General features: G+C 59.4%; 11 protein-coding genes. 5 read left to right on the plus strand and 6 right to left on the minus strand.

The genetic code is table 11. From position 1 onward, the window contains the following. Positions 1-7: 7 nt before the first annotated feature. Together H8F23_RS12260 and H8F23_RS12265 are read right to left on the minus strand one after the other, a co-directional pair. On the minus strand, positions 8-1,546 hold the full coding sequence (locus H8F23_RS12260; protein ID WP_194934532.1) for an NCS1 family nucleobase:cation symporter-1: 1,539 nt from the start codon (positions 1,544-1,546) through the stop codon (positions 8-10). 528 nt (positions 1,547-2,074) lie between these two features. Beyond that, on the minus strand, positions 2,075-2,815 hold the full coding sequence (locus tag H8F23_RS12265; protein WP_194934533.1) for a phosphoadenylyl-sulfate reductase: 741 nt from the start codon (positions 2,813-2,815) through the stop codon (positions 2,075-2,077). Between the two features lie 165 nt (positions 2,816-2,980). On the opposite strand from H8F23_RS12265, the gene thrH reads away from it, so the two are divergent. Beyond that, entirely contained in the window at positions 2,981-3,598 is a 618-nt protein-coding gene (gene thrH, locus H8F23_RS12270; protein WP_007916444.1) for a bifunctional phosphoserine phosphatase/homoserine phosphotransferase ThrH, read from the plus strand. An 87-nt stretch (positions 3,599-3,685) separates the two neighbouring features. Here thrH and pabB read toward each other — a convergent pair whose 3' ends face one another. The 4 genes from pabB to rloA all read right to left on the minus strand — a co-directional run bounded on the left by pabB (position 3,686) and on the right by rloA (position 8,386). Beyond that, entirely contained in the window at positions 3,686-5,029 is a 1,344-nt protein-coding gene (gene pabB / locus H8F23_RS12275) for an aminodeoxychorismate synthase component I (protein WP_194934534.1), read from the minus strand. A 293-nt stretch (positions 5,030-5,322) separates the two neighbouring features. Next, on the minus strand, positions 5,323-6,309 hold the full coding sequence (locus tag H8F23_RS12280) for an alpha-L-glutamate ligase-like protein (protein ID WP_160057043.1): 987 nt from the start codon (positions 6,307-6,309) through the stop codon (positions 5,323-5,325). Continuing rightward, entirely contained in the window at positions 6,309-7,844 is a 1,536-nt protein-coding gene (gene rloB, locus H8F23_RS12285) for an osmotic stress tolerance membrane protein RloB (protein ID WP_194934535.1), read from the minus strand. Before rloB ends, H8F23_RS12280 begins: the two co-directional genes overlap by 1 nt. A 5-nt stretch (positions 7,845-7,849) precedes the next feature. Next, complete coding sequence (rloA, locus tag H8F23_RS12290) at positions 7,850-8,386, minus strand: retropepsin-like aspartic peptidase RloA (RefSeq protein WP_053116866.1); 537 nt, start codon at positions 8,384-8,386, stop codon at positions 7,850-7,852. 357 nt (positions 8,387-8,743) lie between these two features. On the opposite strand from rloA, the gene H8F23_RS12295 reads away from it, so the two are divergent. The 4 genes from H8F23_RS12295 to acnD all read left to right on the plus strand — a co-directional run bounded on the left by H8F23_RS12295 (position 8,744) and on the right by acnD (position 14,404). Next, positions 8,744-9,466 carry a GntR family transcriptional regulator gene (locus tag H8F23_RS12295; RefSeq protein ID WP_194934594.1) on the plus strand — a complete coding sequence of 241 codons (723 nt, stop codon included), beginning with the start codon at positions 8,744-8,746 and terminating at the stop codon, positions 9,464-9,466. Beyond that, entirely contained in the window at positions 9,463-10,353 is an 891-nt protein-coding gene (gene prpB / locus H8F23_RS12300; protein ID WP_095047757.1) for a methylisocitrate lyase, read from the plus strand. The genes H8F23_RS12295 and prpB overlap by 4 nt, the downstream gene beginning before the upstream one ends. Before the next feature lie 126 nt (positions 10,354-10,479). Further along, positions 10,480-11,607 carry a bifunctional 2-methylcitrate synthase/citrate synthase gene (gene prpC, locus H8F23_RS12305; protein WP_194934536.1) on the plus strand — a complete coding sequence of 376 codons (1,128 nt, stop codon included), beginning with the start codon at positions 10,480-10,482 and terminating at the stop codon, positions 11,605-11,607. 202 nt (positions 11,608-11,809) lie between these two features. Further along, on the plus strand, positions 11,810-14,404 hold the full coding sequence (gene acnD, locus H8F23_RS12310; RefSeq protein WP_194934537.1) for a Fe/S-dependent 2-methylisocitrate dehydratase AcnD: 2,595 nt from the start codon (positions 11,810-11,812) through the stop codon (positions 14,402-14,404). Positions 14,405-14,426: the final 22 nt, after the last annotated feature.

Here is a 14,426-nt window from a genome sequence, read left to right on the forward strand (position 1 = left end):
GAGGGAATTAATGGCAGACGTTGTCGACAGCGATCGATTCGCCGCTGATGTCGGCGTAGTGCGCTTGGCGTTTGGCAATGATCAGGTAGAGCATTCCGGCGATCCCGGCGCCGATCAGCCAGGAGAACGGCGAGACGCTGTGGAAACCCGGCACGAGCGCCAGGACGATGGCGATCAGTGCCGCAGGAATAAACGCCGCCACCGCACGTAAATTCACCCCACGGCTGTAGTAATAAGCGCCGTCGGGATCTTCGCTGTAGAGCTGCGGGACGTTGATCCGGCCTTTGCGGATCAGCCAATAGTCGACCATGATCACCCCGTACAGCGGGCCGAGCAGGGCGCCGAGGCCAGACAGGAAGTACACGATCACCAGCGGGCTGTTGTAGAGATTCCACGGCAGGATCAACACGGCGATGGTCGCGCTGATCAGTCCGGCGCGGCGGAAGGTCAGGTACTTCGGCGCCAGGTTGCTCAACACGAAGGCCGGGGCGACGAAGTTGGCCATGATGTTCACCGCGACGGTAACGATCAGGAATGCCAGGCAACCGAGCACCAGGAAAAAGGTGTTGGGAATCGAAGCGATGATCTCGGTCGGGCTTTCAATGATCCGGCCATTGATCTGGAATTGCGCACCGCACAGCAGCACGGTGATCGCCGCGAACACCAGAATATTCACCGGCAAGCCCCAGAAGTTTCCGACCTTGATGGTCTTGCGGCACGGTGATGAGCGGGCGAAGTCGCAGAAATTGAGAATCAACGTGCCGTAGATCGCCAGCCACAGTGCGCCGCCGGCAAAGATGTTGCGCCACATCTCGCCACCGGTCAGCGGTTCGCGGATCGACCAGGCAATGGTCGCGTTGGCCTGGAAGTACATCCACGCGGCGAGGGCGGCAACGGTCAGCAGAATCACTGGCCCGGCAAACGCTTCGTAACGGCGGACCATTTCCATGCCGTAGGCGAGGATCGCCAGTTGTACGAACCAGATCGCCACGAAGCACACCCAACCCAGCGACGACAGACCAAGAATCGAGTCGTGGTCGTATTCAGCGAATCCGGGATGGATTGCAGTGAGCAATACGCGAAACACCACTGACGCCAGGTACGTCTGAATGCCGAACCAGGCGATGGCGATAACCGCGCGGATCAGTGCAGGAATTTGCGCGCCATGGATGCCGAAACTGATCCGGCTGATCACCGGAAACGGTACCCCGGTTTTCTGCCCCATGTAACCGGACAGGTTCATGAAGACATACACCAGCGCCGCGCCGATCCCCAGCGACAGCAGAATTTGCCAGCCCCCCAGGCCCAAGGCGTACAGACCGATGGCGAACGAGTAGTTGGCGATGTTGTGCACATCGTTGGTCCACAGGGCAAAGATGCTGTATTTGCCCCAGCGTCGACCTTCGGCCTTGGTTGGCGCCAGATCGCTGTTGTGCAAACGGGGACTGAGTTGTAACGGCTCGATCAGGCCGTCGTTCGGCAACGGTTGATCGAGAGCAGCGGCGGGCAGATTCAGCGCGATGTTGTTGGAGAGACTTGTACGCATTCCGGCAGGCTCCTGATGTTCAGGGCCGCGATGACTGTGCATGAGCCGTCAGGCTCGACAAATCTTCGTCGCGGCAGTGAAAGCATCACTGGTTACGGGGCATCTGCAGCCTGTACGGGATAGGGCGCTTCAGGCTTGCGGATCGAAAGTGATTTTATGTTTTGCGGTTTTGTATACAAAACATGTATGCACCTAAGCCAGATCTGTGCCAGTCGTTGATCTATGCGCAGCCGTGCTCATTTCGAAAAGTTATCGATGAGCGCTAAGTGTCTGAAAATAATTGGTTAAAAATTGACCGATTGAACAGGTATTTATTTTTGGCGGGGGATTTTGATAGCGGGCGGAGGCGAGGCGTTTTTGGCAGGGATGTAACTTTTCAGGGCGCGGAAACAAAAAAGTGCACACATAAATGGCACCGATGGTGACATTCGTGTGTACACATTTTTTCAAGATCAAAAGATCGCAGCCTGCGGCAGCTCCTACACGGGAATGCGCTCACCTGTAGGAGCTGCCGCAGGCTGCGATCTTTTAGCTGTTGGACTTACTGATGATATTCCCGGCATGCAACCCGCACTCTTTCTGCGTCGCCTCTTCCCACCACCAACGGCCTTCGCGCTCGTGCTGATTCGGCAGGACAGGGCGGGTGCATGGTTCGCAGCCGATGCTGATAAAGCCGCGCTCATGCAGGCTGTTGTACGGCAGCTCCAGCATGCGGATGTAACCCCAGATCTCTTCGCTGGTCATCTGCGCCAACGGGTTGAACTTGTACAGGGTGCGCTCGGGAGTGGAGAACGCGGTATCGATTTCCATCACCGCCACAGCGCTCCGGGTACCCGGGCTCTGGTCGCGGCGCTGGCCGGTGGCCCAGGCTTTGACGGTGGACAATTTTCGGCGCAGCGGCTCGATCTTGCGGATACCGCAGCATTCGCCGTGGCCGTCCTTGTAGAAACTGAACAGGCCTTTTTCCTTCACGAACGGTTCGAGTTTCGTGTAATCCGGCGACACCAGTTCGATGTCGATCTTGTAGTGCTCGCGCACCTGATCGATGAAGCGGTAGGTCTCCGGGTGCAGACGGCCGGTGTCGAGGCTGAACACCTTGACGTTCTTGTTGAGCTTCCAGGCCATGTCCACCAGCACCACATCCTCGGCGCCGCTGAAAGATATCCACAAGTCATCGCCGAACTCGGCGAACGCGAGTTTGAGGATGTCTTGCGCGGATTTGTTGGCATAGGTCGTGGCGAGTTCCACGACGTCGAACGTTGCACTCATCAGGGCGGCTTCCTACAGGTCGGTGGCGCTGGGCGCTCTATATGGCGCTGATGGTAACAAAAAGCTGCACGGCTCGGGGGCGTGCTGTGCGTTGCGCGTCTGCATGTGAGTCGCTAGAGTTCGGCCTCGCTCGACTCAAATAATCAATACAAACGGGAGTGTCTTGTGGAAATTGCTTGCCTGGATCTTGAAGGGGTACTGGTGCCGGAAATCTGGATCGCCTTCGCTGAAAAAACCGGAATCGAATCCCTCAAGGCCACCACCCGGGACATTCCCGATTACGACGTGCTGATGAAGCAGCGCCTGCGCATCCTTGATGAGCACGGTTTGAAGCTGTCGGACATTCAGGAAGTGATCGCCACACTGAAGCCGCTGGACGGCGCGGTGGAGTTCGTCAACTGGCTGCGTGAACGCTTTCAGGTGGTGATTCTGTCGGATACGTTTTACGAGTTCTCGCAGCCGCTGATGCGGCAGCTGGGCTTTCCGACCTTGCTTTGCCATCGCCTGATTACTGACGAAACCGGGCGGGTGACGAGTTATCAGTTGCGTCAGAAAGATCCGAAGCGCCAGTCGGTACTGGCGTTCAAGAGCCTGTATTACCGGGTGATTGCGGCGGGGGATTCGTATAACGACACGACGATGCTGGGCGAGGCGGACGCCGGGATTCTGTTTCATGCGCCGGAGAATGTGATTCGTGAGTTCCCGCAGTTTCCTGCGGTGCATACCTTTGCCGAGTTGAAGCAGGAATTCCTTAAGGCTTCTAACAGAGATTTGAGTTTGTAGTCGTCTGAAAAGACGCCATCGCGAGCAGGCTCACTCCTACAAGGGAACGTATTCCAAATGTAGGAGTGAGCCTGCTCGCGATAGCTTTTAAAGGTTCTGCAGGGTTTCGAGCAGAACCTTCACTTTGGTAATCGACTCCTGATATTCAGCCTGCCAATCCGAATCGGCCACAATTCCGCCACCGCCCCAGCAGCACACCTGCCCATCCTTGACCAACAGACTGCGAATCGCGATGGAACTGTCCATCTCGCCGCGCACGTCCAGATACAGCAACGACCCGCAATACAAGCCGCGTCGCGTCGGCTCCAGTTCATCAATGATTTGCATCGCGCGAATCTTCGGCGCGCCGGTAATCGAGCCACCGGGGAAACTGCCGGCAATCAAATCCAGCGCGTCACGATCATCCGCCAGTTCGCCGGTGACGCTACTGACCAAGTGATGCACGTTCGGGTAGCTTTCCAGACTGAACAGCTCCGGCACTCGCACCGAACCGATGCGGCAGGTGCGCCCGAGGTCGTTGCGCAGCAGGTCGACGATCATCAGGTTTTCTGCACGATCCTTGGGGCTGGCCAGCAGTTCGGCGGCGTTCGCGGCATCTTCAGTCGGGGTCATGCCACGCGGACGGGTGCCTTTGATCGGCCGGGTTTCCACCTGACGGTCGCTGACTTTGATGAAGCGCTCTGGCGACAGACTCAAAACGGCACCGCCATCAGGCAGGCTCTGGAAACCGGAGAACGGCGTCGGGCAGGCTTCGCGCAATGCGCAATAAGCCAGCCACGGATCGCCTTGGCATGAAGCGCGAAAGCGCTGAGCGAAGTTGACCTGATAGCAGTCGCCTGCCTGAATGTAATGCTGGATGCGCTCGAAGGCCTGACGATAATTGTCGGCCGAGAGGTCTGCGGTCATTGACTGGTTCAGTTTGAACGGCGCCATCGACTCGACAAGCGGCTGGCTGAACAGCGCGATCAGCCGCTGTTTCTCGCTATCGATCACGGATGGATGAAACACCAGTTGGCTGCTGGACGTCTGGTGATCGCTGATCAGCGCCCAGTCGTACAGGCCAAAGCGGGCATCCGGCAATTGCAGATCATCCAGCGCCTGGCTCGGCAGGTTTTCCAGATGCCGACCGAAATCGTAGCTCAGGTAGCCGATCAAACCGCCAGCGAATGGCAGATCGAAACCCTTTGGCAAATCAGCCGTGCCCAGACGGGTCAGATTATCCCGCAGGCGTTGAAGGAATACGCCGCCGCTTTCGTCGGGCAACACCGCCAGATGTTCCAGCGGCCAGGCGCTGAGCAGGTCATAACGACCACGGTCGGCACTCGGCCGGCCACTGTCGAGCAGCACGGCGCCGGGCGCGTTGCGGATGGCCGCGAAGTAGTCGGCGGGATTGGCACGGTAGGGCAGCGGGTGTACGGAACAGGTCAACATGGGCGGGGCAGATCGGCCGTGGAGGCGGGGTGGGGATTGTAGTCCTCTCCGATGCCAGATCAAAGTCAAAAGCCACCCCCCCCTCACCCCAACCCTCTCCCCCAAGGGGGCGAGGGGAAAGGGAGCAGATTGGGGGCTTTTCAAAACTTGGGTTCGGCTTGATATGAGTGATCGTTCCCACGCTCTGCGTGGTAACGCCGCCATGGACGCTCTGCGTCCACTGTGACGCGGAGCGTCACGGGATGCATTCCCACGCAGAGCGTGGGAACGATCATTGAGGGGCTCTTCTGCTTTTAGCCTTCCACAGCAGGAATATGCCCAAACATTTCCTGAGTAAACGCAACGCGCTCTTCAACCGTCTCCGTCACCCCACGCGCCTTCAGCTCTTCCAGGCGCGCCTCGACGGCATGGGTACGCAACGTCAGCCCACAATCATTGGCAATCTGAATATTCAGCCCAGGCCGCGCATTCAGCTCGAGAATCAGTGGGCCTTTCTCTTGATCAAGCACCATATCAACACCGATATAGCCCAACCCGCACAGCTCATAACAGCCAGCGGCGAGTTTCATGAAACCGTCCCAGTAGGGCAGTTGCACGCCGTCCACCGCGTTGGTGGTGTCGGGGTGTTTGGTAATGATGTTGTTCAGCCAGGTGCCGCGCAGCGTCAGACCCGTGGCCAGGTCAACACCGACACCGATGGCGCCTTGGTGCAGGTTGGCCTTGCCGCCGGACTGCCGGGTCGGCAAGCGCAGCATGGCCATCACCGGGTAGCCCATCAGCACGATGATGCGGATGTCCGGCACGCCTTCGTAGCTGATGCTCTTGAAGATCTGATCCGGGGTCACGCGGTATTCGATCAGCGCCCGATCACGGTGGCCGCCGAGCGAATACAGGCCAGTGAGGATGCTCGAGATGTGATGCTCCAGCTCTTCATGAGCGAGGATCTTGCCTGACACCGTGCGATAGCGGCCCTCGAAGCGGTCGGCAATCACGATGATGCCGTCACCGCCAGCGCCTTGGGCCGGTTTGATCACGAAGTCGTTGCGCCCACCGATGATCTCGTCGAGCTTGTCGATTTCCTTCTCGGTGGAGATCACGCCGTACAGCTCCGGCACGTGAATGCCGGCCTCGATGGCGCGCTCCTTGGTGATGATCTTGTCATCGACGATCGGGTACAGGCTGCGCTTGTTGTACTTGAGCACGTAGTCGGCGTTACGCCGATTGATGCCCATGATGCCCCGCGCCTCGAGGGCCTTCCAGGTCTTCCAGAAACCGAACATCAGGCGTCAGCCTTCTTCAGGAAAGCCTTGAAACGCACCAGCTCAGTCAGGCGGTAGCCGCGATAACGACCCATCGCCAGCATGAAACCGACCAGAATCAGCAGGATCGCCGGGAAGGTGAACACGAAGTAGACCAGCTCTGGCACGGTCATGATCAGGTGCGCGAGTGACGCCGCGAACAGTGTGCCGATCGCGACTTTCATCGCATGGCTGGCGCCGCGTTCTTCCCAGGTGATCGACAGACGTTCGATGGTCATGGTCAGAATCACCATCGGGAACAGCGCCACCGATAGCCCGCGTTCCAGGCCGAGCTTATGGCTGAACAGGCTGATCGCTGCAATCAGCACCACGACAAAGGTCAATACCACCGAGAGTCGCGGCAGCATTTGCAGCTTCAGGTGTTCCAGATACGAACGTAACGACAGGCCCAGCGCCGTGATCACGGTAAACAGCAGAATGCCGAAGCCCAGTTGCGTTTCGCGGAAGGCGAGGGCGATCAGCACCGGGGTGAACGTGCCGAGTGTCTGCAGGCCGATCAGGTTGCGCAGAATCAGGATCACCAGCACGCCGATCGGGATCATCACCATGATCATGAACGTCTGCTGAGTTTGCAGCGGCAGGCCGTACAGCGAGTATTCGAGGAAGTTGGCGTCGGTGTTTTCGTCGGTCAGCTTGGCCAGACGAATCGCGTTCATCTCGCTGTTGTTCAGGCTGAAGGTCACGTTGGCTTTCTTGCCGCCGTCGACGGTGATCAGGTTTTCATCGCCGGTCCACCACAGCAGGCGGTCGGTCGGCAGGCCTTGTTCGCCGGTTTCCGGGTTGAAGTACAGCCAGTCGTTGCCATTGAAGCTGCGCAGCCACAGTTCAGGGGTTTGCGGCTGGTCGGCGACGAGGCGGATGGTGTGGACTTTTTCCACCGGGACGTGGGCGATGGACAATAGCAGTTCAACGATTTTGGCTTTGTGCGCAGTCGACGGATCGCCGGCCAGCAGCAGTTTCACGTTGTCGTCGTTGACGTTGTTGACGCGTTTGATCGCCTCGCCAATAAAAGTTTCGACGTCGGCGGAATGCTGGCGGATCGGCGCGAGCAGGGCTTCGGCGGCGATTTTCTCAGGACCTTCGATGGCGATGCTGTCGCGGAAGGTCGGGCCTTTGATCTTGGATTTTTCGGCGGTGTAACGCTTGGTCAGCACCAGACGGTAATACAGCGTCTGGTTGCCTTTGGCGCGACGGGCCGACCAGGTGACCTTGCGGTTGCCGTCGACGCGGTTCACGGCGACGCCGTAGTTATTGGAGATAAAACTCTCGTTGAGGCTGACGTAATCGCGGCTCAACGGTGGCACGAACATCTGGATCTTCACCGGATCCTTGGTGCTGGCGACGAACTCGACCTTGGCGTCGATGTTCCACAAGTCGTCGGTGGCGTCTTCGGTCACCGGGATGCCGAGCACGAAAATCTGATAGGCCGTAACCGAAACGCCCAGGAGCACCAGAATGGTGATCAGGATTTTCAGGTGGAAGGTTAGAGAACGCATGGAAATTACTCGGCGGTATGAGCGGCGATGGTGCAGGCGGGTTTGCCGGCAGCGTATTTAAGGCTTGGATCGACCAGCGCATCAAAGCGTTTCAGCGCTTCGGAGCCAATCAAAAGCGGGTATTGGAACGCACTTCGGTCGGTCAGGTTCACTTCGATGCTGCGCATCGCCGTGCCCATGCAGATATCCAGCTCGATCACCGGACGGGCGGTGTACTTCTTGCCTTCCTCCGGGTCGTAATCGCCGGCGCGGCGCTTGATCTTGCTGACCCGCGCCAGCGGCCGTTCGATCGGGTGCGAATGCGCGGCGTCGATGGCCAGGTAGAAACGTACCCAGGACTCACCGTTGCGTTTAAAGCGTTTGATGTCGCGGGCACTCAGCGATGCGGTTTTCGCACCGGTGTCGAGTTTGGCCGCAACTTCCAGGTTGATGCCGTCAAGCGAAGCGTATTCGTTGAGGCCGTACACGGTTTTTTCCCCCGCGGCGGCGAGGCCGGGCAGGCAAAACAGGGCAAAGAATGTGGGGAAGGGCTTGAGTCTCATAAATCCTGGTGCGCAGCGTTCCGTTTTCGGTTCAGGTCCTTGGCAAAACTTGCGCAAGGCCCTTCGTGTGCCTGGCAGCTTTTTATGACAAGCCGTACAAATGGCCAGCAAATGCGGGCGGCATTCTAGCACGGTGGGTTTATGGCGCCAGCGCTTGGGCGGGTCTATAAAAGATCAAAAGATCGCAGCCTTCGGCAGCTCCTACATTGGATTTGCGTGCGCCCTGTAGGAGCTGCCGAAGGCTGCGATCTTTTAAGGTTATTAGACGATTGTCGACAATGTCTATTTATCCTTTGACTGATGCGGGCGAATTGGCTAGTTTTTGCCGCATTGGATTTAAAGGTGTCGACAATCATGCTGGATCAACTCGATCCCCCGGTCATCAGCGGCGATGATTCCGAGACGCTTTCGGAAAACGTCTTCCGGCGTATTCAGGCAGCCATCGTCAAAGGCGAGATCGCCCCGGGCAGCAAGATCTCCGAGCCGGAGCTGGCGCGCACCTACGGCATCAGTCGCGGGCCGTTGCGTGAGGCGATTCATCGCCTGGAAGGCCAGCGCCTGCTGGTGCGCGTACCGCACGTCGGTGCGCGGGTGGTGTCGCTCAGCCATGCCGAATTGCTTGAACTCTACGAAATTCGCGAATCCCTCGAAGGCATGGCCTGCCGTCTGGCGGCCGAACGCATGAGCGTCGAAGAAATCGACGAACTGCGCCGGGTGCTGGAAACCCACGAGCGCGACGCGGCGTTTCAGGCCGGCGTTGGCTATTACCAGCAGGAAGGCGATTTCGACTTCCACTACCGGATCATCCAGGGCAGCGGCAACCGCACGCTGACGCAGATGCTCTGCGGCGAGCTGTATCAACTGGTGCGCATGTACCGCATCCAGTTCTCGACCACGCCGAACCGCCCGCACCAGGCCTTTGCCGAACACCACCGGATTCTCGATGCCATCGCCGACCGTGACGGCGAACTCGCGGAATTGTTGATGCGCCGTCACATCGGCGCTTCGAAACGCAACATCGCCCGTCATTACCAGGACGGCGCCCACAACAAGACAGCCACTGAACGAGGTGAGTCATGAGTTCCAACCTGAACACTCCAGGCCAGCGTTTCCGCGATGCGGTCGCCAGCGAGCATCCATTGCAAGTGGTCGGCGCGATCAACGCCAACCACGCGCTGCTGGCCAAGCGCGCCGGTTTCAAGGCGATCTACCTGTCCGGCGGCGGCGTGGCCGCAGGTTCCCTCGGCGTGCCGGATCTGGGCATCACCGGTCTGGACGACGTGCTGACTGACGTGCGGCGCATCACCGACGTCTGCGATCTGCCGCTGCTGGTCGATGTGGACACCGGTTTCGGCTCGTCGGCGTTCAATGTGGCGCGCACGGTCAAGTCGATGATCAAGTTCGGCGCGGCGGCGATTCACATCGAGGACCAGGTTGGCGCCAAGCGTTGTGGCCACCGTCCTAATAAAGAGATTGTCAGCCAGCAGGAAATGGTTGATCGCATCAAGGCTGCGGTGGATGCGCGTACCGATGACAGCTTTGTGATCATGGCGCGAACCGATGCACTGGCGGTGGAAGGTCTGGAGTCGGCACTCGATCGCGCAGCCGCATGCATCGAGGCTGGCGCCGACATGATCTTCCCGGAAGCCATCACTGAACTGGAAATGTACAAGCTGTTCGCCAACCGCGTAAAAGCGCCGATCCTGGCCAATATCACCGAGTTCGGCGCGACGCCGCTGTACACCACCGAGCAACTGGCCGGCGCCGACGTGTCGCTGGTGCTGTATCCGCTGTCGGCGTTCCGCGCGATGAACAAGGCAGCAGAAAACGTTTACACCGCGATCCGCCGCGATGGCACGCAGCAGAATGTCATCGACACCATGCAGACTCGCATGGAGCTTTACGATCGCATCGATTACCACACGTTCGAGCAGAAGCTCGATGCGTTGTTTGCCGCGAAAAAATGAAGATCAAAAGATCGCAGCCTGCGGCAGCTCCTACATGAACCGCATTCCCCTGTAGGAGCTGTCGAGTGCAACGAGGCTGCGATCTTTTCGCCACACTCCCTAACAAATTCAAGATTGGAGATAGAAATGGCCGAAGCAAAAGTACTCAGTGGTGCCGGGCTCCGTGGCCAGGTTGCCGGGCAAACCGCACTGTCCACCGTGGGCCAGGCCGGTGCCGGGCTGACCTATCGCGGCTACGACGTACGCGAACTCGCTGCCGATGCGCAATTTGAAGAAGTCGCGTACCTGCTGCTCTACGGCGAGCTGCCGACGAAGGCGCAACTCGACGAATACCAAGGCAAACTGAGCAAACTGCGCGACCTGCCGCAAGCACTCAAAGAAGTGCTCGAACGCATCCCCGCCGACGCCCACCCGATGGACGTGATGCGCACCGGTTGCTCGTTACTCGGCAACCTCGAGCCGGAGCAAGACTTCTCCGAGCAGCGCGACAAGACTGACCGCTTGCTGGCCGCGTTCCCGGCGATCATGTGCTACTGGTATCGCTTCAGCCACGACGGCAAACGCATCAACTGCGTCAGTGACGAGCCGACCATCGGCGGTCACTTCCTGCACCTGCTGCACGACAAGAAGCCAAGCGAACTGCACGTCAAAGTGATGAACGTTTCGCTGATTCTTTATGCCGAGCATGAATTCAACGCCTCGACCTTCACCGCGCGCGTTTGTGCGTCGACCTTGTCTGACCTGTATTCCTGCGTAACAGCGGCCATCGGTTCGCTGCGCGGCCCGCTGCACGGCGGCGCCAACGAAGCGGCAATGGAAATGATCGAGCGCTTCTCGTCGCCGGAAGAGGCGATCAAGGGCACCCTCGGCATGCTCGAGCGCAAGGACAAGATCATGGGCTTCGGTCACGCGATCTATAAGGACAGCGATCCGCGCAACGAGGTGATCAAGGGCTGGTCGAAAAAACTCGCGGACGAGGTCGGCGACAAGGTGTTGTTCGCGGTTTCCGAAGCCATCGACAAGACCATGTGGGAGCAGAAAAAACTGTTCCCCAACGCCGATTTCTACCATGCCTCGGCGTACCACTTCATGGGCATTCCGACCAAGCTGTTCACGCCGATCTTCGTCTGCTCGCGCCTGACCGGCTGGGCCGCGCACGTGTTCGAGCAGCGCGCCAACAACCGCATCATCCGTCCGAGCGCCGAATATATCGGCGTTGAACAGCGCAAGTTCGTGCCAATCGAACGTCGCTGAAATGGTGAGCTGACCCGATCCTTGAAGCCACCGCAAATCCCTGTAGGAGTGAGCCTGCTCGCGATGACGGACTGACATTCACCATCGATGTCGACTGATCTACCGCTATCGCGAGCAGGCTCACTCCTACAAGGGACGGTGTGAATCTTGAGTCTGGCGTCTGCCCACCCTTTGAAACTACCGTGACCCGAGTCCTGACCCGATGAACACAGAATTCCGTAAAACCCTGCCCGGCAGTCCTCTGGATTATTTCGACGCCCGCGCGGCGGTCGAGGCGATTCAGCCCGGCAGTTACGACACCCTGCCGTACACCTCCCGCGTGCTGGCGGAAAACCTCGTGCGTCGCTGCGACCCGGCCACGCTCACCGATTCCCTCAAGCAACTGATCGAGCGCAAACGCGACCTCGACTTCCCGTGGTTCCCGGCGCGTGTGGTCTGCCACGATATTCTCGGCCAGACCGCATTGGTCGACCTCGCCGGCCTGCGCGACGCGATTGCGTTGCAGGGCGGCGACCCAGCGCAAGTCAACCCGGTAGTGCCGACGCAATTGATCGTCGACCACTCGTTGGCGGTCGAAGCGGGCGGTTTCGACAAGCAGGCGTTCGAGAAAAACCGCGCCATCGAAGACCGTCGTAACGAAGACCGTTTCCACTTCATCAACTGGACCAAAAAAGCCTTCAAGAACGTTGATGTGATCCCGCCGGGCAACGGCATCATGCATCAGATCAACCTGGAGAAAATGTCTCCGGTGATCCAGGTGCGTGAGGGCGTCGCGTTCCCCGACACTTGCGTCGGCACCGACAGCCACACCCCGCACGTCGATGCGCTGGGCGTGATCGCCATTGGCGTCGGCGGCCTCGAAGCCGAGAGCGTGATGCTTGGTCGCGCGTCGTGGATGCGCCTGCCGGAAAGCGTCGGCGTCGAACTGACCGGCAAGCTGCAACCGGGCATCACCGCCACCGACATGGTGCTGGCGCTGACCGAATACTTGCGCAAACAGAAAGTCGTCGGCGCGTGGCTGGAGTTTTTCGGCGAAGGCGCAGCGGCGCTGACCCTCGGCGACCGCGCAACCATCTCCAACATGGCCCCGGAATACGGCGCCACCGCGGCGATGTTCTACATTGACCAACAGACTATCGATTACCTGAAACTGACCGGTCGTGAAGACCAGCAAGTGCAGCTCGTAGAGCAGTACGCCAGGCTTACCGGACTGTGGGCCGACAGCCTGAAAGGCGCGCAATACGAGCGCGGCCTGACTTTCGATCTGTCCTCGGTAGTGCGCAACATGGCCGGCCCGAGCAACCCGCACGCCCGCGTTGCGGTGGCGGATCTGGCGGCTAAAGGCATCTCCGGGCAGTGGGAGGACGTGCCCGGGCAAATGCCCGACGGCGCGGTGATCATCGCCGCCATCACCAGTTGCACCAACACCAGTAACCCGCGCAACGTAATTGCCGCCGGACTGCTGGCGCGCAACGCCAACAAGCTTGGCCTGACCCGCAAGCCGTGGGTGAAATCCTCGCTGGCGCCGGGTTCGAAAACCGTGGCGCTGTACCTCGACGAAGCGGGGCTGACCACTGAACTGGAGCAGCTCGGTTTCGGTGTTGTCGCCTTCGCTTGCACCACCTGCAACGGCATGTCCGGCGCGCTCGATCCGGTGATCCAGCAAGAGATCATCGACCGCGATCTGTACGCCACCGCCGTGCTTTCCGGCAACCGCAACTTTGACGGCCGCATTCACCCGTATGCCAAGCAAGCGTTCCTCGCTTCGCCGCCACTGGTGGTGGCTTACGCCATTGCCGGGACCATCCGTTTCGATATCGAAAAAGATGTGTTGGGCGTGTTCGACGGCAAGGAAATCCGCCTGAAGGACATCTGGCCGAGCGACGAAGAAATCGACGCCGTGGTGAAATCTTCGGTCAAGCCTGAGCAGTTCCGTCAGGTCTACATTCCGATGTTCGCTGTCCATGAAGACACCGGCCCGAAAGTCACGCCGCTGTACGACTGGCGCGAAATGAGCACCTACATTCGCCGTCCACCGTACTGGGAAGGCGCGCTGGCCGGCGCACGTCCGCTTAAGGGCATGCGCCCGCTGGCGGTGCTGCCGGACAACATCACCACCGATCACCTGTCGCCTTCGAACGCGATCATGCTCGACAGCGCCGCCGGCGAATACCTGGCGAAAATGGGCTTGCCGGAAGAGGACTTCAACTCTTACGCCACCCACCGTGGCGACCACTTGACCGCACAGCGCGCGACGTTTGCCAACCCGAAACTGTTCAATGAAATGGTCGTGGAAAACGGCAAGGTCAAACAGGGTTCGCTAGCGCGTGTCGAGCCGGAAGGCAAGGTCATGCGCATGTGGGAAGCCATCGAAACCTACATGGAGCGCAAGCAGCCGCTGATCATCATTGCCGGCGCCGATTACGGTCAAGGTTCATCCCGCGACTGGGCGGCGAAAGGCGTGCGTCTGGCCGGTGTCGAGGCGATTGCCGCAGAAGGTTTCGAGCGCATTCACCGCACCAACCTGGTGGGCATGGGCGTGTTGCCGCTGGAGTTCAAGCCGGGCACTGACCGTCACACCCTGGCCATCGACGGCAGCGAAACCTACGACGTGGTAGGCGAGCGCAAACCGCGTGCGGACCTGACGCTGGTGATCCATCGCAAGAATGGCGAGCGCGTTGACGTGCCGGTGACCTGCCGTCTGGATACCGCTGAAGAAGTGTCGATCTATGAGGCTGGCGGCGTGTTGCAGCGCTTCGCTCAGGACTTCCTCGAAGAGTCGGCGGTTGCCGTTTAAATCTACTGATGCAGGCGTGAGG

Origin of the sequence: Pseudomonas neuropathica (assembly GCF_015461835.1) — a bacterium.
GTDB lineage: Bacteria > Pseudomonadota > Gammaproteobacteria > Pseudomonadales > Pseudomonadaceae > Aquipseudomonas > Aquipseudomonas neuropathica.

What these genes read in the sequence shown, in the direction of transcription:
- prpC (WP_194934536.1), top strand. Translation starts at nt 10,480, where the DNA reads ATGGCCGAAGCAAAAGTACTCAGTGGTGCCGGGCTCCGTGGCCAGGTT.
- rloB (WP_194934535.1), bottom strand. Translation starts at nt 7,844, where the DNA reads ATGCGTTCTCTAACCTTCCACCTGAAAATCCTGATCACCATTCTGGTG.
- pabB (WP_194934534.1), bottom strand. Translation starts at nt 5,029, where the DNA reads ATGTTGACCTGTTCCGTACACCCGCTGCCCTACCGTGCCAATCCCGCC.
- rloA (WP_053116866.1), bottom strand. Translation starts at nt 8,386, where the DNA reads ATGAGACTCAAGCCCTTCCCCACATTCTTTGCCCTGTTTTGCCTGCCC.
- H8F23_RS12260 (WP_194934532.1), bottom strand. Translation starts at nt 1,546, where the DNA reads ATGCGTACAAGTCTCTCCAACAACATCGCGCTGAATCTGCCCGCCGCT.
- acnD (WP_194934537.1), top strand. Translation starts at nt 11,810, where the DNA reads ATGAACACAGAATTCCGTAAAACCCTGCCCGGCAGTCCTCTGGATTAT.
- H8F23_RS12280 (WP_160057043.1), bottom strand. Translation starts at nt 6,309, where the DNA reads ATGTTCGGTTTCTGGAAGACCTGGAAGGCCCTCGAGGCGCGGGGCATC.
- prpB (WP_095047757.1), top strand. Translation starts at nt 9,463, where the DNA reads ATGAGTTCCAACCTGAACACTCCAGGCCAGCGTTTCCGCGATGCGGTC.
- H8F23_RS12265 (WP_194934533.1), bottom strand. Translation starts at nt 2,815, where the DNA reads ATGAGTGCAACGTTCGACGTCGTGGAACTCGCCACGACCTATGCCAAC.